This is a genomic window from Erythrobacter sp. SD-21, assembly GCF_000181515.1.
In the GTDB taxonomy this organism is placed as follows: Bacteria; Pseudomonadota; Alphaproteobacteria; order Sphingomonadales; family Sphingomonadaceae; genus Qipengyuania.
The window spans coordinates 180,293-200,026 of the sequence record NZ_ABCG01000005.1 but is presented as its reverse complement, the minus strand read 5'-3'; the positions used below and the strand labels follow the sequence as shown (position 1 = coordinate 200,026).

The following is a 19,734-nucleotide window of genomic DNA, read 5'->3' as shown; positions in this document are numbered from 1 at the left end:
CTCTAGCTTCTGTCTGGCCTCAGGCAAACGCCCTGTCGCCCATCTCGACGTAGAAATCCCAGCGGCGAACGAAATCCATCGGGTCCTTGCGAAGGACACTCGCATCGGGAGGCGTGTCGAGCCAGTCTTCCGCCCGGCTGGCCACGAAACGCAGACACGCGCCCTCGGCCAGTTTCGGCAGGGCTGCACGCTCGGCCGCTCCCAAATTGCGAACCGATTCGTAGCCTGCCACCAGCGCCCTGCCGATCGCAGCGTCGAAGTGCTGTCCGCGCTTGTCGAAACACCACGCCGCATGGGCAACGGCGAGGTCGTAAGCCATCATGTCGTGCGCGGCGAAGTAGAAGTCGATCAGCCCCGTAACCCGGTCGCCCAGCATCAGGACATTGTCCGGGAAAAGGTCGCTATGAATGATTGAGGAGGGCAGGTCGCCGGGCCAGCTTGCCGCGAGCGCCTGCGCGCGTTCGATCACGCTGCCAAGATCCGCATCGATTCGCGTCAGCGCTTCTTCGCCGCAGCGGGAGAGGATGGCGGCCGTATCCATCGGGGAAAGATCGTTCGGCCGTTGCGGCGAAAAATCCTGCGCCGCCAGATGCACCCGCGCCAGCGCGGCGCCGACGGCGTGAGCCTGCTGGGGCGTGGCCTCGTTCGGCGATACGCCGGGCAGGAACTCGATCAGCGCCACGGCCTTGTCGTCCACCTTGCGATAGGCCGCACCCGTCCGATCGTGGATAGTGGCAGGGACCGCGCAGCCCCTGGCGGCGAGGTGATCGAGCAGGCCAAGGAAGAAGGGCAGTTCGCCGACATTGATCCGGCGCTCGTACATGGTGAGGATGAACCGCCCTTGCGTGGTCTCCACCAGCCAGTTCGAGTTCGACACCCCTTCGGCAATGCCCTTGGCCGAAACCAGTTCGCCCACGTCGTATTGCGCGATCAGGCGCGCGAGGTCTTCCGCCCCGAGATGGGTATAGACGGCCACCTAGTCGGTGAGCTGCCGGGGCAGCTTGAAGATCATGTTTTCTTCGGCTGCCGTGACCGGCTGTTCGTCGACGAGGCGCCATTCGGATATGCGATCGACGACTTCGCGCACGAGTTTTTCGGGAGCCGAAGCGCCTGCCGTGAGGGCCAGCGTCCCGACCCCTTCGAGCCACTCGGGCTGGATTTCATCGGCGCGCTGGATCAACCGGGCGTCGGTGCCCAGACGCTCGGCAACCTCGACGAGGCGCAGCGAATTGGAAGAGTTCGGCGCACCGATCACCAGCACGAGGTCACTCGAAGGAGCGATGATCTTGACCGCTGCTTGCCGGTTGCTGGTCGCGTAGCAGATATCCTCGGCCTTGGGCGCGACGATCTGGGGATAGCGTTCTTCCAGAGCATCGGTGATGGCACGGGTATCGTCCACCGACAGCGTGGTCTGGGTGAGGTAGGAGAGCTTGTCTTCCTGCGTGAAGGGGAGGGCAGCGACATCCTCCACCGTCTCGACCAGCGTGATCTCGCCTTCGGGTACCTGCCCCATCGTGCCGATCACTTCGGGATGGCCTTCGTGGCCGATGAAGAGGATGTGCTGGCCCTTCTCGATCTGCCGTTCGGCCTGGCGGTGGACCTTGCTGACCAAAGGGCAGGTGGCATCGACATAGAGGAGCTTGCGACGCTCGGCTTCCGCCGGGACCGCCTTGGGGACGCCATGCGCGCTGAAAACGACGGGGACGTCGTCGGGTACGTCGTCCAGTTCCTCTACGAAGATGGCGCCCTTGGCCTTCAGGCTATCGACCACATAGCGGTTGTGGACGATTTCGTGGCGCACATAGACCGGCGCGCCATACTTTTCGAGCGCGCGTTCGACGATCTCGATCGCGCGGTCCACACCGGCGCAAAACCCGCGCGGGGCCGCGATCAGCAGCTTGAGCGGAAGGCGGGGGTCCGAGGGGTTTGGATTCTCACCCGTGGATTGAAAGGGAGCGTTCATACGCGCCCCTCTAGCGCTTTGGGTCGCGCCAAGCTAGGGCACGCGAGCCTCCTAGTGGGGTACGCATACGAACACATGAGGAATGCCGCCGACATGACCAATCGCTTTCGCCTCCTGACCGCCCTTTCGCTGGGTCTTGCGCTGGCAGGATGCAAATCGTCCGGTGAACTGGTGGTTGACGGCGGCGGCGCCGGCATCACGGCGATTCGCACGACGTGCCCGGCGGTGGGCATTCCCGACTATACCGGCGATGTGACGTTGTTCCGCAGCGCGACGTCGAAGACGCAGGCCGATCTCGACGTGACCGCAGCGATGACCGACCTGACCTCGAACTGCAACGAGACAGGCGAGCGCGTTTATACCGAAGCGAGTTTCAACGTCGTCGCCCGCCGCGCCGATGCGCGCGGTGCACGCAGTGTCCAGCTGCCCTATTTCACCACCGTCTTGCGCGGTGGCAGCGCAGTTATTTCGAAGCGCGTGGGCACGGTGACGGTCAACTTCGCCGATGGCCAGGAGCGCGCCGAGGCGACCGCTCGCGCCGGGGCCTATGTCAACCGCGCCGAAGCCACGCTGCCCGCCGATATTCGCGAGAAGATCACGCGTAAGCGCAAGGCCGGCGATCCCGATGCCGCGCTCGATCCGCTGGCCGATCCCGAAGTGCGCGCCGCCGTGCAGCGGGCGACCTTCGAACTGCTCGTCGGCTTCCAGCTGACCGAGGACCAGCTGGCCTATAACGCCACCCGTTAAACGGGGCTGCGCGATGCGCTGACATCTTGCCATTTCGCGCCATTCGTCTAGGCGCGCGGTCATGTCCGACATCCAGACCCTGCACGCCGGTTTTGCGGCGAAGATCGACGCAGTTTTCAACGCCCTCGAGATGGAAGGAAGCCTTCCGCCCGAGACCGATCGCTCGAACGTCACCGTGGAGCCGCCGCGCGATCCCTCGCACGGCGACCTCGCGACCAACGCCGCCATGGTGCTCGCCAAGAAGGCGAAGACCAACCCGCGCGCGCTGGCCGAGAAGATCGTCGAGCACCTGACGCGCGAGCCCGACATTACCGAGGCGAGCATTGCCGGTCCGGGCTTCATCAATCTGTGCCTGTCCGAACAGGCCTGGCTGCGCGAACTCGAAGCTATTGCAGCTCTCGGCGCGGATTACGGCCGGTCGCAGATCGGCGGCGGCAAGACCGTCAACATCGAATATGTCTCGGCCAACCCGACCGGCCCAATGCACATGGGCCATTGCCGCGGCGCGGTGGTGGGCGATGCGCTGGCCGGACTGCTCGAGTTTTCCGGCCACACGGTCATCCGCGAATATTACGTCAACGACGCTGGCGGCCAGGTCGACGTGCTCGCGCGCTCGGCGCATTTGCGTTACCGCGAGGCGCTGGGCGAGGACATCGGCGCCATTCCCGAAGGACTCTACCCCGGGGATTACCTGAAGCCCGTTGGCGAGCGTCTGGCGCAGGAATTCGGCGCTGCCTACAAGGACGCGCCCGAAAGCGACTGGCTGCCGCTCTTCCGCGAACGCGCGGTCGCCGCGATGATGGACATGATCCGCGAAGACCTCGCGCTGCTTGGAATCCATCATGACCTGTTTTCGTCCGAGGCGAAGCTGCAGGCGGCGGGCAAGCCCGAAGAGGCCGAGGCGTGGCTGCGCGAACATGGCTTCGTCTATGACGGCGTGCTCGAAGCGCCCAAGGGCAAGGCGCCGCCCGAAGACTGGGAGCCGGTGGAATTGCCGCTTTTCCGCTCGACCGAATTTGGCGATGACCAGGACCGCCCGATCAAGAAATCGAACGGCGCGTGGACCTATTTCGGGGCCGATCTCGCCTACCACTTCCAGAAGGCCGAGAACGCCGACGCGCTGATCGACATCTGGGGTGCGGATCATGCCGGCACGGTCAAGCGCATCAAGGCCGCCGTCGCCGCGCTGACCAAGGGCGCGGGCCGCGATGTGCCCTTCGACGTCAAGCTGGTGCAGATGGTCAATCTCGTCCGCAATGGCGAACCGGTGAAGATGTCCAAGCGCGCCGGGACCTTCGTCACTCTGGCCGATGTGGTGAACGAGGTGGGCAAGGACGTGGTGCGATTCACCATGCTCACCCGCAAGCCCGAAGCCCAGATGGAATTCGACTTCGCCAAAGTGGTCGAAGCGAGCAAGGACAACCCCGTTTTCTACCTCCAGTATGCGCATGCCCGCATCCGCTCGACGCTGCGCAAGGCAGGGGTGGAGCCGAGCGACGCGCATCTCGACCGTCTCGGTGCGGACGAACTGGCGCTCGTGCGCGAAGCCGCGCAATTCCCGCGCGTGGTCGAAGCGGCCGCGAAGGCGCGTGAACCGCACCGTATCGCTTTCTTCCTCGGCGATCTCGCGGCGGCCTTCCACAGTTTCTGGAATGCGGGTAACGATGACCCGGCAAAGCGGATCATCCAGGAAGATGACGCCGAACTGACCGCCGCGCGCCTGTTCGTGGCGGCGCAGGTCGGACAGGTGATCCGCAACGGTCTCGGCATATTGGGTGTCGAGGCGGTGGAGGAGATGTAAGCGATGGCGCGCAGCCCTTACGAACACGACGAGGACTGGCAGGCCTCCGATCTGGAACTGATCGAGGGCGACGAACACCTGCCCTGGCTCGACGCGGACGAAAACGAAGGCGAGCACGAAGTCGGATTCGCCACCTCGCGGCTCATCATGCTCGGCGCGCTTTCCCTGCTCGTGGTCGGCGCATTGGTAGCGGTCGCATGGTTCGCCATCGGGGCGAGCAATGACGAGCCTCCTGCCGACGGAAGCCTCGTCCGGGCGCCCGAGGGCGATTACAAGACCAGGCCCGAGGACGAGGGCGGCAAGACCTACGCCGGTACCGGCGACACGAGCTTCGCCGTGGGCGAGGGCCAGACCCGCGAAGGCCGCCTCGCCGACAAGCCGGTGACGACGGAAGTGGTTCGCGGACCGCCGACGGAACCCGAAGCACAGGAAGACGTCGCCGGGCCTTCGCTCGCCACGACGCTCAACGAGGGCCCTCGCAGCAGCGAACCGGCCGCCGGCACCCTGGTGCAGGTGGGTGCCTACCCCACGCGGGGCGATGCACAGGAGGCCTGGGGCCGCCTGATGCGGCAGACGACCGTGCTCAACGGCGTTCGTCACCGCGTGGTCGAGGCGAAGGTGGATATCGGGACGGTCTATCGCCTGCAGGCCCTGAGCGGCAGCAATGCCGAAGCGCGCTCGCTTTGCACCCGCCTCAAGGGCGACGGGCTCGCCTGTTTCGTGAAATAACGCGCCCCATCGGCTCGTCCCGCCGCAATTTCCACACCTGACGACTCCGCTGCGCTTGGCTTGCGCGCGGAATCGGCGCAGTTTCGCGCCATGACACCGGCTATTTTCGGCATTTCCGGCCTCGCACTGACGGCCGACGAGCGCGCCTTCTTCAAGGACGCCGATCCGGCCGGCTACATCCTCTTTGCCCGCAATTGCGATAGCCGCGAGCAGATGCGCGCGCTCACCGACGATCTGCGCAGCATCCATGGGCGCGACCGGCTTATCGTTTCGATCGACCAGGAAGGCGGGCGCGTTGCGCGCATGAAGCCTCCCGTCTGGCCGAGATACCCGGCGGGCGAGGCCTTCGCGAAGCTGTACGAAATCGCGCCTGCCTCGGCGATCGAGGCCGCGCGGGTCAACGCGGAGGCCCTGGCGCGCGAACTGGCGCTGGCGGGCGTAAGCGTCGACTATCACGCGCCCTTCGACGTGCGCCGCCCCGAAACCGACGAAGTGATCGGCGACCGCGCGCTCGGCAGCAAACCGATGCAGGTGGCGGCGCTGGGCCGCGCCGTGCTTGACGGCATGACGCGCGCAGGCGTGGTCGGCTGCCTCAAGCATATGCCAGGGCATGGCCGCGCGACGTCCGACAGCCACAAGGTACTGCCTGTCGTCGATGCCAGCGACGCGGAGCTCGAAACCGATATCGAACCTTTTCGCTCGCTGTCCTCACACCCGTTGGGAATGAGCGCGCACATCGTCTTTACCGCATGGGACGCGGAGCACCCCGCGACACTGTCCGAAACGGTGATCCGCGAGGTGGTGCGCGGCAAGATCGGCTTCGACGGGCTGCTATTGTCGGACGATATCGACATGGAGGCGCTCGACGGCACGATCCCCGATCGCGGGGCGGCGGCGCTGGCGGCGGGCTGCGACATCATCCTAAATTGCTGGGCGAAGATGGACGACCAGCAGGCGATCGCCAACCGCTTCCCGACAATGTCGGACGAAACCGCCGCGCGGCTCGAGCGCGTCCACGCGGCAATGGGCGATTTTCCCGATGCGATCGAGACTGCCGAGCTGCTGGCCAAGCGCGACGCGCTGCTCGCCATTGCGGAGAGGGCGGCGTGACCGACGGGCTGCTGTTCGCCGACGTGCCGCAGGAGGATGCGGAGGACTGGGACGGCATCGCCGCCGAGGCCCCGGTCGACAAGGACGCCCTCTATCTCGAACTCGATGGCTGGGAGGGGCCGCTCGACCTCCTGCTCGACCTCGCACGGCGGCAGAAGGTCGACCTGCGTGAAATCTCGATCCTCGCGCTGGTCGAGCAATATCTCGACTACATCGACCATGCCGAGGCGCTGAAGCTGGAACTGGCGGCCGATTATCTCGTGATGGCGGCGTGGCTGGCCTATCTGAAATCCGCCATGCTCCTGCCCAAGGAAGAGCAGGAAGATCCGAGCCCCGAAGAATTGGCGCTTAAGCTGCAATTGCGCCTCCAGCGTCTCGGCGCGATGCGCGAGGCAGCGGGACGCCTGATGGGCGGCGACCGGATCGGCCGCGACGTGTTCCTGCGCGGCGCGCCCGAAGGGCTGGCCATCGTCCGCAAGACCCAGTGGGAATGCGACCAGTTTGCCCTGATCGAGGCCTATGGCCGGGTGAAGGCCCGCACGGCTCCCGCCGTCCACATGGTCCGCGAACGGCCCGTGATGACGCTGGAATCGGCGCTCGAACGGGTCTCCAACATGCTCGGCGTGACGCTGGAATGGATGGAACTGCGCGATTTCCTGCCGCCCCATGCCGAACCGCGGCTGCGCAAGTCTGCGCTCGCCTCCAGCTTCGTCGCCGCGCTCGAGCTGGCGCGGCTGGGCAAGGCGGAAATCGCGCAGGACGAGGTCTTCGGGCCGATGCGACTGAGGCGGGCGAAGTGAACCCGCTCGAACGCTCCGTCGAAGCAGCGCTCTTCGCTGCCGAAGAACCGATGAGCGTCGATGCATTGGCGGGTTTCCTCGGAGATGCCGACAAGTCCGAAGTGCGCGCAGCGCTCAAGGCCCTTGCCGAAACCTACGAAAAGCGCGGCATCCACCTCGTCGAGCGCGGCAAGCGCTGGCATTTCGAAACCGCGCCCGATCTTGCCCACCTCCTGCGCAAGGAGCGCGAGCAGGTCCGCCGCCTCAGCCGCGCCGCGACCGAAGTGCTGGCCATCATCGCCTATCACGAGCCGGTCAGCCGCGCGGAAATCGAATCGATCCGCGGCGTGCAGACCTCCGGCGGGACGCTGGACGTGCTGATGGAGGCGGGTTGGGTGAAGATCGCCGGGCGCCGCGAAGTGCCGGGGCGGCCGACGATTTACGCGACCACGCCCGAATTCCTCGACCATTTCGGCCTCTCCAGCCGCCGCGACCTGCCCGGAATCGCGGAATTGCGCGCTACCGGCCTGCTCGATCCCGTAGAAGACGCCTATGAAGACCTCATGGGCGAGAACGATACGGACGGTGCGCAGACCGGCACCGAAGGCGATGAAGAGCCCTCCGACGCGGCCTGACTGGCTTTCGCCCGCGCACAGGCCTATATTGGGCTGCAACACACTTAGTTTTTAAAGGTAGTTTCCCATGTCGCTCGGCCCCTGGCAGCTCATCATCATCGCTCTCGTCATCCTCGTCCTGTTCGGGCGCGGGCGCATTTCGGAAATGATGGGCGATTTCGGCAAGGGCATCAAAAGCTTCAAGCAGGGCATGAACGAAGACGACGCCAAGCCGACGCAGCAAATTTCGCACGAGGCGAAGCCTGCCGACCAAGGCCTGAAGGAAGACCAGGCCAAGACACCTTCTGAACCCAAGTAATCGCCGACAAGAGCCGCTAATCCATGTTCGATATCGGCGCGGCCGAATTGCTGGTGATCGTCATCGTGGCGATCCTCGTCATTGGCCCCAAGGACATGCCGCGCGCCATGCGCAGCGCCGGGCGCTGGATCGGCAAGCTGCGCCGCATGTCCGCCCATTTCCGCTCCGGCATCGACGAGATGGTCCGCCAGGCCGAGATCGAGGAAATGGAAGAGAAGTGGTCTCAGCGTAACAAGGAGATCATGGCGAAATATCCGACGGGCAACGAGCCCGAAGGTGGGGCGCCGGAAGAGCTGGTGCCGCCGCGGATGGAACCGCTGGCCTCCGCGGGCGAGACGGCCGATCCCGATCCCGATCCCGAACCCGATCCCGATGCCGCTGCCGAGGCCGCGATCCGTCGTGCCGCGCTCACCAAGGCGCCCGAGCATGGCGGCGGCGAAGCGCCAGTAGACCCTGCGCCGAAGCCAGCCGCGAAACCTGCCCCGAAACCCTCCGACGAGCCGAGCCTACCCTTCGGCGATGCCGAGGGGCAGCGCTGACATGGCTTTCGACGTGAAGGATATCGACGACAGCCAGGCCCCCCTGCTCGACCATCTGATCGAGCTGCGCGGCCGCTTGGTGCGCTGCGTGGCGGCGCTGGTGGTGGCGTTTGGCGCATGCCTCTATTTTGCCGACCAAATCCTCGGCTTCCTGATTCAGCCGCTCAAGAAAGCCTTCCCGGACGGGCAGGGCCAGTTGATCTTCACCAAGCTTTACGAGGTCTTCTTCGTCGAGCTGAAAGTCGCGCTCTTTGCAGGTTTCTGCATCGCCTTTCCCTATATCGCGAACCAGCTCTGGGCCTTCGTCGCACCCGGGCTTTACGCGAAGGAGAAGAAGGCTTTCCTGCCCTTCCTGTTCGCCACACCCTTCCTGTTCCTCGCCGGGGCGAGCCTTGCGTATTACGTGGTCATGCCGACCGCCTTCGAGTGGTTCCTCGGCTTCGAGGGCAGCGCGGGCGGGTTGGAAATTCAGGCGCTGCCGACGGCGAACGAATATCTCGGCCTCGTGATGCAGTTCATCCTCGCTTTCGGGATGAGCTTCCTGCTGCCGGTCCTGCTGTTGCTGCTCCACCGCGCAGGCATCGTGACGCGCGCGCAACTGGTCGGCGCGCGGCGCTATGTCATCGTGCTGGTGGTGGCTCTGGCGGCGATCATCACGCCGCCCGACCCGGGCTCGCAGCTGCTGCTCGCCGTGCCGTTGCTGCTGCTCTTCGAAGGCTCGCTGGTCCTAATGCGCATTTTCGAGAAGCGCGAAGCGAAGGCGAAGTCCGAGGAAGAGGTGAGCGAGCCCGAAGCCGATCAGTCGGCCTCGTAGACCTTCCGCCCGCCGACCCAGGTTTCATGCACCGTGGTGGCGCGGATTTCTTCCGGCGTCGCCAGCAGGGGATCGGTGTCGACGAGGATGAAGTCGGCCCTCTCGCCCGGCAAAAGACGTCCGAAGCGCCCTTCGGCAAATCCCGCATAGGCGGCGTCGGCGGTGAAGCCAGCCAGCGCCTGTTCGCGCGTCACCCGCTCGGTCGGCCGCCAGCCGCCGAACGGCTCGCCTGCCGCGTTGCTGCGCGTGATCGCAACCGCCAGTCCGGCGAAGGGATCGGGCGATTCCACCGGCGTGTCCGACCCGAAGGCGAGGCGGCCGCCCAGCTGGAGAATGCTGTTCCACGCATAGGCGCCGCCCAGCCGGTCCTGACCCAGCCGGGCTTCGGCCATGAACATGTCGCTCGTCTGGTGGACGGGCTGCATGCTGGCGATGATGCCGTGCTGGGCGAGCTTGGGCAGGTCGGCGGGGTCGACGATCTGGACGTGTTCGATCCGCCAGCGGCGATCGCCATCGTAGCTTTCGGCGATTTCGGAGATGGCGTTCAGCGCCTCGGCGTTGGCGGCATCGCCGATGGCGTGGACGGCGGGTTGGAAATTGCCCTGCGCCGCGCGCACGAGGATGTTGCGCAAGGCGGCCGGCGGGGTCAGCGGCAGGCCGGTGTTGCCCGGATCATCGGCATAGGGCTGCTTCAGCCAGGCGCCGCGGCTGCCGAGCGCGCCGTCGAGATAGAGTTTCACCCCGTTCATCCGCAGCTTGTCGTCATAGAGCCAGGGTGAGGGGGTCGCGCCGGCGATCAGCGTCATCTGGTCGGGTCCGGCCGCGTAGGACATGATCCGCAGGGTGAGCGAGCCATTGTCGCCTGCCCGGCGGAAGGCCTGCCAGTCCTCGATCGTGGTGCCCATGTCGGCGATGGCCGTGATGCCATAACTGTGCAGCACCTTCTGCGCTTCGGCGAAGGCGAGGTCGCGCTCGTTGGGGCGCGGGGCGGGGACGGCGGCGTTCATCAGTTCTTCCGCCGCATCGACGAAGATGCCCGAAGGCGTCTTGCCGTCGGCCAGCTTCTCGATCCGGCCACCGGCAGGCGATTTGCTTGAAGCGGTGATGTTGGCCGCACGCATGGCGAGGCTATTGGCCCAGCCCGCGTGGCCGTCGACGCGGGCGAGGTAGACCGGGCGATCGGCCACGGCGCTGTCGAGTTCGGCGGCGGTGGGGAAGCGTCCGAGGCCCCATTTTTCCTGGTTCCAGCCGCGGCCCAAGATCCACGGGCGCGCCTCGTTCTCGGCCGCGAAGGCGCGGATCCTGTCCAGCGCTTCCTCGAGCGAATTGGTGTCCGATAAATCGAGCGTCAGCGCGCCGAAGCCCACGCCCATGACATGGCCATGCGCATCGATCATGCCGGGCAGCATGACCTTGCCTTCGCCATCCTCGAGATAATCGGTACGCGGGCGGTCCTGTTCGCGCTCGATCAGCTGGGCGATCTTGCCGTCGTCGTCGATCACCAGCGCTTCGAAGCGCCTCACCGCGCCGTTTTCATCGAGCGTGATGCCCGTGACATTGTCCACCAGCACGTCAGCCTGCGCAGGCATGGCGATGGCACTGGCGAGGAGGGCGGCAGTAAATCGAAGCTTCATCAGGCGATCCCGTTCGAGGAGTGAGCGGCCAGCGATAAGGCATAGCTTGGCTTGCGCAAACCCTTTCGGCGATTGCGCGCGAGGCTCGCGAACCCTAGGGGCAAGACTATGACCCAGGCATCTTCCCAGCGCGCCGAAGCGCGCGCGACCGACCTTCTCGCCCTTGCCGATGTGCGCGCGGCAGCGCAGCGCATCGATGGTTCGGTGGTCAAGACGCCGATGCTGCACTCGATCACCCTGTCGGAAATCACCGGCGCCGATATCTGGCTGAAGTTCGAGAACCACCAGTTCACCGCCGCATACAAGGAGCGCGGCGCGCTCAACGCGCTGCTGCAATTGTCGGACGAGCAGATGGCGAAAGGCGTGATCGCGGCCTCGGCGGGCAATCATTCGCAGGGACTGTCCTATCACGGTCGCCGCCTCGGCGTGCCGGTGACGATCGTCATGCCGTCGACGACGCCTTCGGTGAAGGTGATGCAGACGGAAAGCGTGGGCGGCAACGTGGTGCTGTTCGGCGAGACCTTCGACGAGGCCTATGCCCATGCCCGCGAACTGGAAGCCGAGCGCGGGCTGACCTTCGTTCATCCCTTCGACGATCCGCAGGTCGCCGCAGGGCAGGGCACGGTGGCGCTGGAAATGCTCGAGCGGAAACTCGATTTCGACTACCTGGTCGTGCCGATCGGCGGCGGCGGGCTGATGAGCGGCGTGGCGACGGTGGCCAAGGCGCTCAATCCCGATATCCATATGGTTGGCGTGCAGGCGAAGCTCTATCCCTCGATGTACTCGGTCGTCACCGGGGTCGAGCTTCCCTGCGGCGGTGATACGCTGGCGGAAGGGATCGCGGTCAAGGAACCCGGCGCATTCACCCGCCAGATCATCTCCGAACTAGTCGACGAAGTGCTGCTGGTCGAAGAGCCGCAGCTCGAGCGCGCGGTGTCGCTATTGCTCCAGATCGAGAAGACCGTGGTCGAGGGCGCTGGGGCTGCGGGTCTTGCTGCCGTCCTGTCGCATCCGGAAAAATTCGCGGGCAGGACCGTGGGTCTCGTACTGTGCGGCGGCAATATCGACACGCGCCTTCTGGCCAATGTGCTGGTGCGCGACCTTGCGCGTTCGGGCCGCCTCGCGCGGTTGCGTATCACGCTGCAGGATCGCCCGGGCGCGCTCTACAAGGTGATGCGCGAGTTCAACGAGCACAACGTCAACATCATCGAAATCTACCACCAGCGCATTTTCACCACGCTGCCAGCCAAGGGGCTGATCACGGAAATCGAGTGCGAGGCCCGCGACGGGGCCCAGATCGACCGGCTTGTCCGTGAGCTGGAAAGCAAGGGTTACAGCGTCGAACTCGCCGAACTCGCCTGACAAGCGTTAACCGAAAAATCCCTCGAAAGCGGGCGACTCGCGAGGTCGTCCGCTTTTTCGTGGTTAATAGTCTTTAAACGCGGGCACGGGTCATGCATAAAGGAGTTGTTAACGAATTGAACGTCGCAACGAGAGGACCCGCAGGCCGTGACGGCACCCATCCGCTTTCCCAGGTTTTTCGTGACCAGCCCCGCGCCGTGTCCGTACCTGCCCGGGCGCAGCGAACGGAAGGTCTTCACCGAACTGCGCGGCGACAGCGCGGACGAGCTTAACGAGGCGCTGGGCCGCATCGGTTTCCGCCGCAGCCAGACCGTCGCCTACCGCCCCTCCTGCCTCGACTGCCAGGCCTGCGTCTCGGTCCGCGTCGTGGCGAAGGAATTCAAACCCTCGTCCAGCCAGAAGCGCACGCTCAAGGCGAACGACGATCTGATCGCTTCGGAGTGCCGTCCCTGGGCGACCGAAGAGCAATACGATCTGCTTCGTCGTTATCTTGCGGCACGTCACCCCGGTGGGGGCATGGCGGAGATGGACGAAAGCGATTTTGCGGATATGGTGGAACACACGCCGGTATCCAGCTATGTCATTGAATATCGGGAACCGGGAGTGGGCAACGAACCAGGCAGACTGGTCGGCGCTTGCCTCACGGACGTACAGGGCGACGGGCTGTCGATGATCTACAGCTTTTACGACCCTGAGATTGAGGATCGGGCCGGGCTTGGGAACTACATCATTCTCGACCACATCAGGCGCGCCGCCGACAGCGGATTGCCCTATGTCTACCTCGGCTACTGGGTCGAAGGATCGGACCGTATGCAATACAAGGTCCGCTATCGTCCGCTCGAACGGCTCACTCGCGGCGGCTGGGAACGCATGCCCGAACCCGAGCAAAAGCGCCTCATCGCGGCCGCCACGGCACCGCGGAGCGACCGGGACGGCGAACCCAGGCCTTCGAAAGACGGCAGCCAGCGCGAATACAAGCTCGCCGACTAGGCAGATCCGGCTGGCTCCGGTCCTTTGCGCCGCCACGCTCGCGTTGGCGGCGGCACCCCTTGCCGCCCAGGATCCGGACGCCCCTGCGCAGCTGGAAGACCTCATACCCGATAGCGCCGTCGACAATCCTGACGATTGGGCCGAACAGGGCTCCGCGGAAGCGGTAGAGATCCCGGATGCTGCGGCGCCCGATCCCGAGACGCCGATCGCCGAACCGCCGGGTCTCGACCTGCCCTGGCCCAATGATATCGCCATCGACGGGTTCGAACCGCTCGAACCGGACGAAGACATAGAATTCGCAGACCTCGATCTGGGCCAGTCGCAAGTCGCTTTCGACGAGGCGGATATCGAGCGCCTGGCCGACAATTTGGTGCTCGGCTTCCCGCAGACCGAGCCACCCTTTTCCGAGCGCGGCGATTTCGTCGAGCGATTCGAGGCGCTCTCCACCCTCGAGCAGCTCGAGGACGAGGACGCCAACGTCGCTCAGCTCGCCGCGCGGGCACGCGAGGACGAAGAACTGCTTGGCAACCTCCTGCGGGTCTATGGCTACTACGATGGACAGGTGATCCGTTCGACCGGCAGTATCCGGGCCGGTGATACCACCGCCGATGAAACGCCCACGGTCCGCTTCGATGTCATCCCCGGCGATCGGTACAAGGTCGGAACCGTCAATCTCGGCAATCTCGATACCGCGCCCGATTACAAGGTGCTGCGCGAGACCTTCGGCATTTTTCCGGGGGACTACCTGCAAAGCGACATGATCCTGCAGGAGCAGTTCAACCTCGACCGGGCGCTGGGCGAGAACGGCTATGCCTTTGCCGCCATCGACGAACCGCAGCTGCTGATCGATCACGAGCGGGTCGAAGGCGACCTGACACTCAAGGTCGATCCCAACGGCAAGTATGTGTTCGGCGAAGTCGTCAGCAACGATCCCGAATTCCTGTCGGGCCGCCATCTTGGAAGGATCGCCCGCTTCGATCCGGGCGATACCTACCAGCGCAGCCTGTCGATGGATTTGCGGCGCGCCGTCACCGCGACGGGGCTGGTCTCTTCGGTCTCGGTCACTCCGCGCGAAGTGACGCCGCCGCAGGGCGACGAGCCGGGTGTGGTTGCCATGGATGTCGAACTCAGCCGCGCCAAGCTGCGCACGATTGCCGGTGCGATCGGCTATGGCTCAGAAGAGGGCTTCCGCTTGCAGGCGAGCTGGGAGCATCGCAATCTGTTTCCGCCCGAGGGCCTGTTGCGCCTGCGCGGCGTCGCCGGCACACGTGAGCAGATGGCGGGCATCACCTTCCGCAAGAACAACTTCACCGGTCGCGACAAGGTGCTGACGCTCGACGCCTATGCGCGCACGCTCGACACCGATGCCTATGACGCCAACACCGTCGCGCTGACGGGCACCTTCGAGAAGCTGTCGACGCTCTTGTTCCAAAAGCCCTTCAGCTGGGCGGGCGGGGTCGAGGTGCTGGCGACCGACGAGCGCAACCGCGTGATCGGTGGCGTCCCGCGTCCACGGCGGACCTATTTCGTCGGTTCGGTTTTTGGCCGCGCCACGCTGGATACGACCGATTCCCTGCTCGATCCGACGCAGGGTTTCCGCATCGGCGGCTTCGTCGCCCCGGAAATCTCCTACACGGCGGACCGGGAGTTCATCTATTTCCGCCTTCAGGCCGATGCCAGCTACTACCAGCCGGTGAGCGAGCGGATCGTGCTGGCCGGGCGCCTGCGCGGGGCGACGATCCAAGGCGGCGAACTCTTCGGCGTACCGCCATCGCGCAGGCTCTATGCCGGTGGCGGCGCGTCGGTACGCGGCTATGGCTACGAGAAAATCGGCCCGACCAACGATTTCGGCGAACCGACCGGCGGCGCCAGCCTCGTCGAAGCTTCGATCGAGGCGCGTATCGGCACCGGCTTTTTCGATGGCGCGGTCTCGATCGTGCCCTTTTTCGATGCTGGCGCTGTGTCGATCGATTCCGTGCCCGATTTCCGGTTCGTGAAATACGGCGCGGGGGTGGGCTTGCGCTACGCGACCGGTTTCGGGCCGCTGCGCGTGGATGTCGCGACCCCGCTCAATCCCGATCCCGATGACGCGCCGATTGCCGTTTACGTGTCGCTTGGACAGGCCTTCTGATGGCCGAAGAGCATACGCACGAAAGCCCGCCGCCGCGCCGCCGCAGCCGTGCGCGCAGCTTCTCGAAATGGGCGGCGACCCTCATCGGCGGACCGATTCTGCTGGTCATTGCCGCGTTGGCGCTGCTCAACACACCCCTGGGTGAACGTTTCCTCGCCAGCCAGATCGCTAAGCAGACCTTCCCCAACGGGCTGGTCGTGCAGATCGGCCGGATCGAGGGCAATCTCTACGGCGAGGCAGTGCTGCACGATGTGAAGCTGCTCGATCCGCAAGGCGTCTTCCTCACCATCCCGCGCGCCGAGGTGGACTGGAACCCGGGCGCATGGCTGGAGGAACGGCTCGAAATCGACCGCTTCACTGCGCGCCGGGCGACCCTGCAACGCTTGCCGGAATTCTTGCCGAGCGAGGACGACGGCCCGATCCTGCCCGGCTTCGACATCTCGGTGGACCGGTTGGAGATCGACAATCTTACCCTCGCACCGGGCATAGCGGGCGATGCGGCCCAGCGCGTCGATCTCGAGGCGGAAGTGCTGGTCGAGGATCGCCGCCTCTTCGTCGATGGCGACGCGCGGCTGGGTCAGCGTGACCGGGTGGCGGTGCTGGTCGATGCCGAACCCGATGGCGATTCCTTCGATCTGGCGGCGCGCATAACGGCGGAAGAGGAGGGGCCGCTGGCGCAGATGCTCGGTCTCCCGCGCGGTTACGAGGCAAGGTTGCAGGGCGATGGCAGCTGGTCGCGCTGGACGGGCGGCCTGCTGGCGCGTTCGGAAGGCGAGCGCATGGCCGCGCTTCGCATCACAAACGACAAGGGCGTCTTCGGCGTTCTCGGCAAGATCGACCCCAGCGATTTCACGAGCGGCACGGTCGCCAACGCCTTGGGCGACGACGTGGCGATCCGTTCGCGCCTACGGATCGACAACCGCGCCTTCGACGGAAGGACCACGCTGGTCGGGCGCGGCATTCGTCTCGATGGCGAAGGCCTGGTCGATCTCGCGGAAAACCGGGTCGAGGCTTACGAGCTTGCCGCGGTGTTGCGCGATCCGGCGCTCTTCGGTGAGGACCTGCGGCTGGAGAACACCCGCGCCGAGGCCAGCGTCAACGGCGCGTTCGACGATCTCGCCATCGTCCACGATCTCACCATCGGGCGGTTGGTATCGGGCACGACCAGCCTTACCGGGCTTAGCCAGCAAGGCACTGCGCGTTACGACGGCGCGCGCTGGACCGTCCCGCTGTCGCTTCGCGTCGCCCGCGTGGAGACGGGCAACGCACTGGTCGACCCGCGGCTGGTCAACGGCACCGGCCGCGGCCGGCTGGTTCTTTCCGGCAGCACGCTGGTTGGCGAGGACCTCACCATTGCCTTTCGCGGCCTCGCAGCCAATCTCGTCCTGCGCGGCGACCTTGAGACAGGCCGCTACCAGCTCCGCGGACCGGTGCGGGCCGATCGCCTTGCGCTCGACAATGTCGGGACGGCGGGCGGGACGGCGTTGATCGATTTCGATCTCCTGCCGTCGGGATGGCGGCTCGGAGCGACGCTCGATGCGCGCATATCTCCGGTCAGCAACGATACGCTGGCCAATCTCGCGGGGCCCGCAATCCGCGTGCGCGGCGGGATCGCAACCAGCAATGGCGCGGCGATCGCTTTCGACCGGCTGCGGGTGAACTCGGAAAAGCTCACCCTGGCGATGGACGGCGCGATCGACGGCGGCACGACCACGCTCGCGGGCACGGGCGAGCACACCCAGTACGGTCCGTTCACGGTCGAAGGACGGATCGAGGACGGTGCACCCACGGCGGAACTCGTCTTCGCACGGCCCGTAACGGGGCTGGAGGATGTCCGCCTCGCAATCGCTCCGACCGAGGAAGGTTTCGCGATCGACACCGAGGGCAATTCGCTGCTCGGTCCCTTTACGGGCGCGCTCGGCCTCGTTGCGCCCGAGAGCGGACCGACACGGATCGCGATCCGGCAACTGACCGTTTCCGAGACCGATGTCTCGGGCGATATCCTGCTGGTCGAAGGCGGCGTGCAGGGCACGCTGGCGCTTGGCGGCGGCGGACTTGACGGAACGGTGGGTCTTGCTCCGAGAGACGGCAGGCAGGGGGTCGATCTCGACTTGACCGCGCGCAACGCGCGGTTCGGCGGCGATACGCCGCTGACGATTGCGCGGGCCGATATCGACGCCTCGGGCCTGCTAGGAGACGGTTCCTACAGCTTCCGCGGCACGGCCAACGCACAGGGCCTCCAATACGGCACGCTCTTCATCGGGCGGATGGCAGCCAGGGGCGAGGTAGTCGACGGCGTGGGCAGTCTCGACGCGGCGCTCACAGGACAGCGCGGCAACCGCTTCGCGCTCGACGTTAACGCCCGCTTCCGGCCGGACCGGATCGCAGTGGCCGCCGACGGGCAATTCGCCGGCCGCACGATCACCATGCCGCGCCGCGCCGTGCTGACCGCGCTGGAAGGCGGCGGATGGCGCCTGGCGCCAACCCAGCTGAACTATGGCGGTGGCGGAGCGATCGCTTCGGGTGTCTTCGCGCCTAACGAAACCGCCCTCGAACTCAAGCTGGCAGGCATGCCGCTCTCGCTGGTCGATGTGGCCGTGTCCGACATCGGGCTCGGCGGGACCATGTCGGGCACCATCGATTTTCGGCAGCCGAAGGGCGGACTTCCCACCGGGATCGCCCGTGTGAAAGTGGACGATCTCACGCGATCGGGTCTGGTTCTGACGAGCAAGCCGGTCGACCTCGCTCTCGTCGCAAGGCTCGAGAGGAACCAGCTCGAAGCGAGGGCGGTGGTGGCGAACGAAGATATTCGCCGCGGCCGGATGCAGGCGCTGATCACGAACTTGCCGTCGGGCGGCGATCTCACGCAGCGTTTGCGGGCGGGGCGGCTCGATGGACAATTGCGCTACGAAGGAGCCGCGGAAAGTCTGTGGCGTCTCGCAGCGGTCGACGCCTTCGACCTCACCGGGCCGGTCGCGATCGCTGCCAACGCCACGGGCACACTCGCCAATCCGGTCGTGCGTGGCCGGGTGACGAGCGACGACCTGCGCGTGCGCAGTTCCCTGTCGGGGACCGATATCCAAGACGTGACGGTGCGCGGCACCTTCGCCGGCTCGCGCCTCAATCTCACGCGCTTTGCGGGAAGCACGGCGAACGGGGGTACGGTGACCGGAAGCGGTATCGTCGATCTCGAAGGGCTGGGCGAACGCGTGGTCGGTCGCTTTACCGAGATCCGCGGCCCGACTCTGGACCTGCGCGCATCAGCCAAGAATGCGCGACTGCTGCGGGCAAACGGCCTTGATGCCACGATCAGCGGACCCTTGCGGATTGTCTCCAACGGTCTTGGCGGCACCATCGCCGGCCGCGTGCGGATTAACCGCGCCAGCTGGAAACTGGGCACGGCTGCCGAAGACATGCGCCTGCCGCGCATCGCGACGACCGAGATCAACGCCCCTGCCGACCGCGCGCCGAGTGTGACCGGAAGCCGCCCGTGGCGCTATCTCATCGATGCGCGCGGCAACAGCCGGATCGATGTCGACGGAATGGGTCTCGACAGCGAATGGGGCGCCGACATCATCCTGCGCGGCACCACCGACGAACCGCGCATCGGCGGCAGCGCCCGCGTGGTGCGCGGGGACTACACCTTTGCCGGGACGCGCTTCGAGCTGACCCGTGGCGAGATCGACTTCGACGAGAACCAGCCGATCGATCCCACCCTCGATATCAGGGCCGAGAGCGAGGCGGACGGCGTCTCCGTCATCGTCACCGTAACCGGCACGGTTTCGCAGACCGAGATCGCCTTCTCTTCCGATCCCGCCTTGCCCGAAGAGGAAATCCTCGCCCGCCTGCTGTTTGGCGGTTCCATCACCGAGCTTTCCGCGACCGACGCGCTGCAATTGGGAGCGGCCGTCGCCAGCCTGCGTGGCGGTGGCGGGCTCGATCCGATCAACCAGCTTCGCTCGGCCATCGGGCTCGACCGGCTGCGCATCGTGTCCGCCGACCCCGCGCTCAATCGCCAGACCGGCGTAGCGCTGGGCAAGAACATCGGGCGCAGGTTCTACGTCGAACTGGTCACCGACGGGCGCGGATACAGCGCGACCGAGGTCGAGTTCCGCGTCACGAGCTGGCTATCCCTACTCGCAAGCGTCTCGACCATCGGTCGCGAAAGTGCCGTCGCGGAAATCAGCCGCGACTATTGATCT

16 protein-coding genes are annotated in these 19,734 nt (G+C 65.7%); 13 read left to right on the top strand and 3 right to left on the bottom strand.

Annotated elements, in window-relative coordinates; all coding sequences use genetic code 11:
- Positions 1 to 19 precede the first annotated feature (19 nt).
- Together ED21_RS10240 and ispH are read right to left on the bottom strand one after the other, a co-directional pair.
- The gene (locus tag ED21_RS10240; protein WP_006833822.1) at positions 20 to 976 is read right to left on the bottom strand and encodes a homoserine kinase; all 957 of its coding nucleotides are present in this window, start codon (positions 974 to 976) and stop codon (positions 20 to 22) included.
- A complete protein-coding gene (gene ispH, locus ED21_RS10235) occupies positions 977 to 1,963 on the bottom strand; it encodes a 4-hydroxy-3-methylbut-2-enyl diphosphate reductase (RefSeq protein ID WP_006833821.1) in 987 nt (328 codons plus the stop codon).
- 93 nt (positions 1,964 to 2,056) lie between these two features.
- Between ispH and ED21_RS10230 the strand changes: the two genes are divergently transcribed.
- The 9 genes from ED21_RS10230 (at position 2,057) to tatC (ending at position 9,415) form a co-directional block, all read left to right on the top strand.
- On the top strand, positions 2,057 to 2,710 hold the full coding sequence (locus ED21_RS10230; RefSeq protein ID WP_002649859.1) for a hypothetical protein: 654 nt from the start codon (positions 2,057 to 2,059) through the stop codon (positions 2,708 to 2,710).
- Between the two features lie 61 nt (positions 2,711 to 2,771).
- Positions 2,772 to 4,511 (top strand): arginine--tRNA ligase, encoded by a 1,740-nt coding sequence (gene argS / locus ED21_RS10225; RefSeq protein ID WP_006833819.1) that lies wholly within the window; start codon positions 2,772 to 2,774, stop codon positions 4,509 to 4,511.
- A 3-nt stretch (positions 4,512 to 4,514) separates the two neighbouring features.
- Positions 4,515 to 5,240, top strand: a complete 726-nt coding sequence (locus ED21_RS10220) for an SPOR domain-containing protein (RefSeq protein WP_006833818.1) — start codon at positions 4,515 to 4,517, stop codon at positions 5,238 to 5,240.
- A gap of 90 nt (positions 5,241 to 5,330) precedes the next feature.
- On the top strand, positions 5,331 to 6,350 hold the full coding sequence (gene nagZ / locus ED21_RS10215; RefSeq protein ID WP_034922287.1) for a beta-N-acetylhexosaminidase: 1,020 nt from the start codon (positions 5,331 to 5,333) through the stop codon (positions 6,348 to 6,350).
- Positions 6,347 to 7,150 carry a ScpA family protein gene (locus ED21_RS15805; RefSeq protein WP_006833816.1) on the top strand — a complete coding sequence of 268 codons (804 nt, stop codon included), beginning with the start codon at positions 6,347 to 6,349 and terminating at the stop codon, positions 7,148 to 7,150. The genes nagZ and ED21_RS15805 overlap by 4 nt, the downstream gene beginning before the upstream one ends.
- A complete protein-coding gene (scpB, locus tag ED21_RS10205) occupies positions 7,147 to 7,764 on the top strand; it encodes an SMC-Scp complex subunit ScpB (protein WP_006833815.1) in 618 nt (205 codons plus the stop codon). The genes ED21_RS15805 and scpB overlap by 4 nt, the downstream gene beginning before the upstream one ends.
- A gap of 67 nt (positions 7,765 to 7,831) precedes the next feature.
- Complete coding sequence (tatA, locus tag ED21_RS10200) at positions 7,832 to 8,062, top strand: twin-arginine translocase TatA/TatE family subunit (RefSeq protein WP_006833814.1); 231 nt, start codon at positions 7,832 to 7,834, stop codon at positions 8,060 to 8,062.
- Positions 8,063 to 8,085: 23 nt separating this feature from the next.
- Positions 8,086 to 8,601: a Sec-independent protein translocase protein TatB gene (gene tatB, locus ED21_RS15160; protein ID WP_006833813.1), complete on the top strand. Its 516-nt coding sequence runs from the start codon at positions 8,086 to 8,088 to the stop codon at positions 8,599 to 8,601.
- A 1-nt stretch (position 8,602) separates the two neighbouring features.
- Positions 8,603 to 9,415, top strand: coding sequence for a twin-arginine translocase subunit TatC (gene tatC, locus ED21_RS10190; RefSeq protein ID WP_006833812.1), 813 nt, complete (start codon positions 8,603 to 8,605; stop codon positions 9,413 to 9,415).
- On the opposite strand, the gene ED21_RS10185 is transcribed toward tatC, so the two are convergent.
- Positions 9,400 to 11,049 (bottom strand): amidohydrolase, encoded by a 1,650-nt coding sequence (locus ED21_RS10185; protein WP_006833811.1) that lies wholly within the window; start codon positions 11,047 to 11,049, stop codon positions 9,400 to 9,402. The genes tatC and ED21_RS10185 overlap by 16 nt on opposite strands.
- A 108-nt stretch (positions 11,050 to 11,157) precedes the next feature.
- On the opposite strand from ED21_RS10185, the gene ED21_RS10180 reads away from it, so the two are divergent.
- From ED21_RS10180 to ED21_RS10165, 4 genes are all read left to right on the top strand, one after another.
- Positions 11,158 to 12,411, top strand: coding sequence for a threonine ammonia-lyase (locus tag ED21_RS10180; RefSeq protein ID WP_006833810.1), 1,254 nt, complete (start codon positions 11,158 to 11,160; stop codon positions 12,409 to 12,411).
- Between the two features lie 147 nt (positions 12,412 to 12,558).
- On the top strand, positions 12,559 to 13,401 hold the full coding sequence (locus ED21_RS10175; protein ID WP_006833809.1) for an arginyltransferase: 843 nt from the start codon (positions 12,559 to 12,561) through the stop codon (positions 13,399 to 13,401).
- A 43-nt stretch (positions 13,402 to 13,444) separates the two neighbouring features.
- Positions 13,445 to 15,532 carry an autotransporter assembly complex family protein gene (locus tag ED21_RS10170; RefSeq protein ID WP_006833808.1) on the top strand — a complete coding sequence of 696 codons (2,088 nt, stop codon included), beginning with the start codon at positions 13,445 to 13,447 and terminating at the stop codon, positions 15,530 to 15,532.
- Complete coding sequence (locus ED21_RS10165; protein ID WP_006833807.1) at positions 15,532 to 19,731, top strand: translocation/assembly module TamB domain-containing protein; 4,200 nt, start codon at positions 15,532 to 15,534, stop codon at positions 19,729 to 19,731. Before ED21_RS10170 ends, ED21_RS10165 begins: the two co-directional genes overlap by 1 nt.
- Positions 19,732 to 19,734 lie beyond the last annotated feature (3 nt).

What these genes read in the sequence shown, in the direction of transcription:
- ispH (WP_006833821.1), bottom strand. Translation starts at nt 1,963, where the DNA reads ATGAACGCTCCCTTTCAATCCACGGGTGAGAATCCAAACCCCTCGGAC.
- ED21_RS10230 (WP_002649859.1), top strand. Translation starts at nt 2,057, where the DNA reads ATGACCAATCGCTTTCGCCTCCTGACCGCCCTTTCGCTGGGTCTTGCG.
- argS (WP_006833819.1), top strand. Translation starts at nt 2,772, where the DNA reads ATGTCCGACATCCAGACCCTGCACGCCGGTTTTGCGGCGAAGATCGAC.
- ED21_RS10220 (WP_006833818.1), top strand. Translation starts at nt 4,515, where the DNA reads ATGGCGCGCAGCCCTTACGAACACGACGAGGACTGGCAGGCCTCCGAT.
- nagZ (WP_034922287.1), top strand. Translation starts at nt 5,331, where the DNA reads ATGACACCGGCTATTTTCGGCATTTCCGGCCTCGCACTGACGGCCGAC.
- tatA (WP_006833814.1), top strand. Translation starts at nt 7,832, where the DNA reads ATGTCGCTCGGCCCCTGGCAGCTCATCATCATCGCTCTCGTCATCCTC.
- tatB (WP_006833813.1), top strand. Translation starts at nt 8,086, where the DNA reads ATGTTCGATATCGGCGCGGCCGAATTGCTGGTGATCGTCATCGTGGCG.
- tatC (WP_006833812.1), top strand. Translation starts at nt 8,603, where the DNA reads ATGGCTTTCGACGTGAAGGATATCGACGACAGCCAGGCCCCCCTGCTC.
- ED21_RS10185 (WP_006833811.1), bottom strand. Translation starts at nt 11,049, where the DNA reads ATGAAGCTTCGATTTACTGCCGCCCTCCTCGCCAGTGCCATCGCCATG.
- ED21_RS10180 (WP_006833810.1), top strand. Translation starts at nt 11,158, where the DNA reads ATGACCCAGGCATCTTCCCAGCGCGCCGAAGCGCGCGCGACCGACCTT.
- ED21_RS10165 (WP_006833807.1), top strand. Translation starts at nt 15,532, where the DNA reads ATGGCCGAAGAGCATACGCACGAAAGCCCGCCGCCGCGCCGCCGCAGC.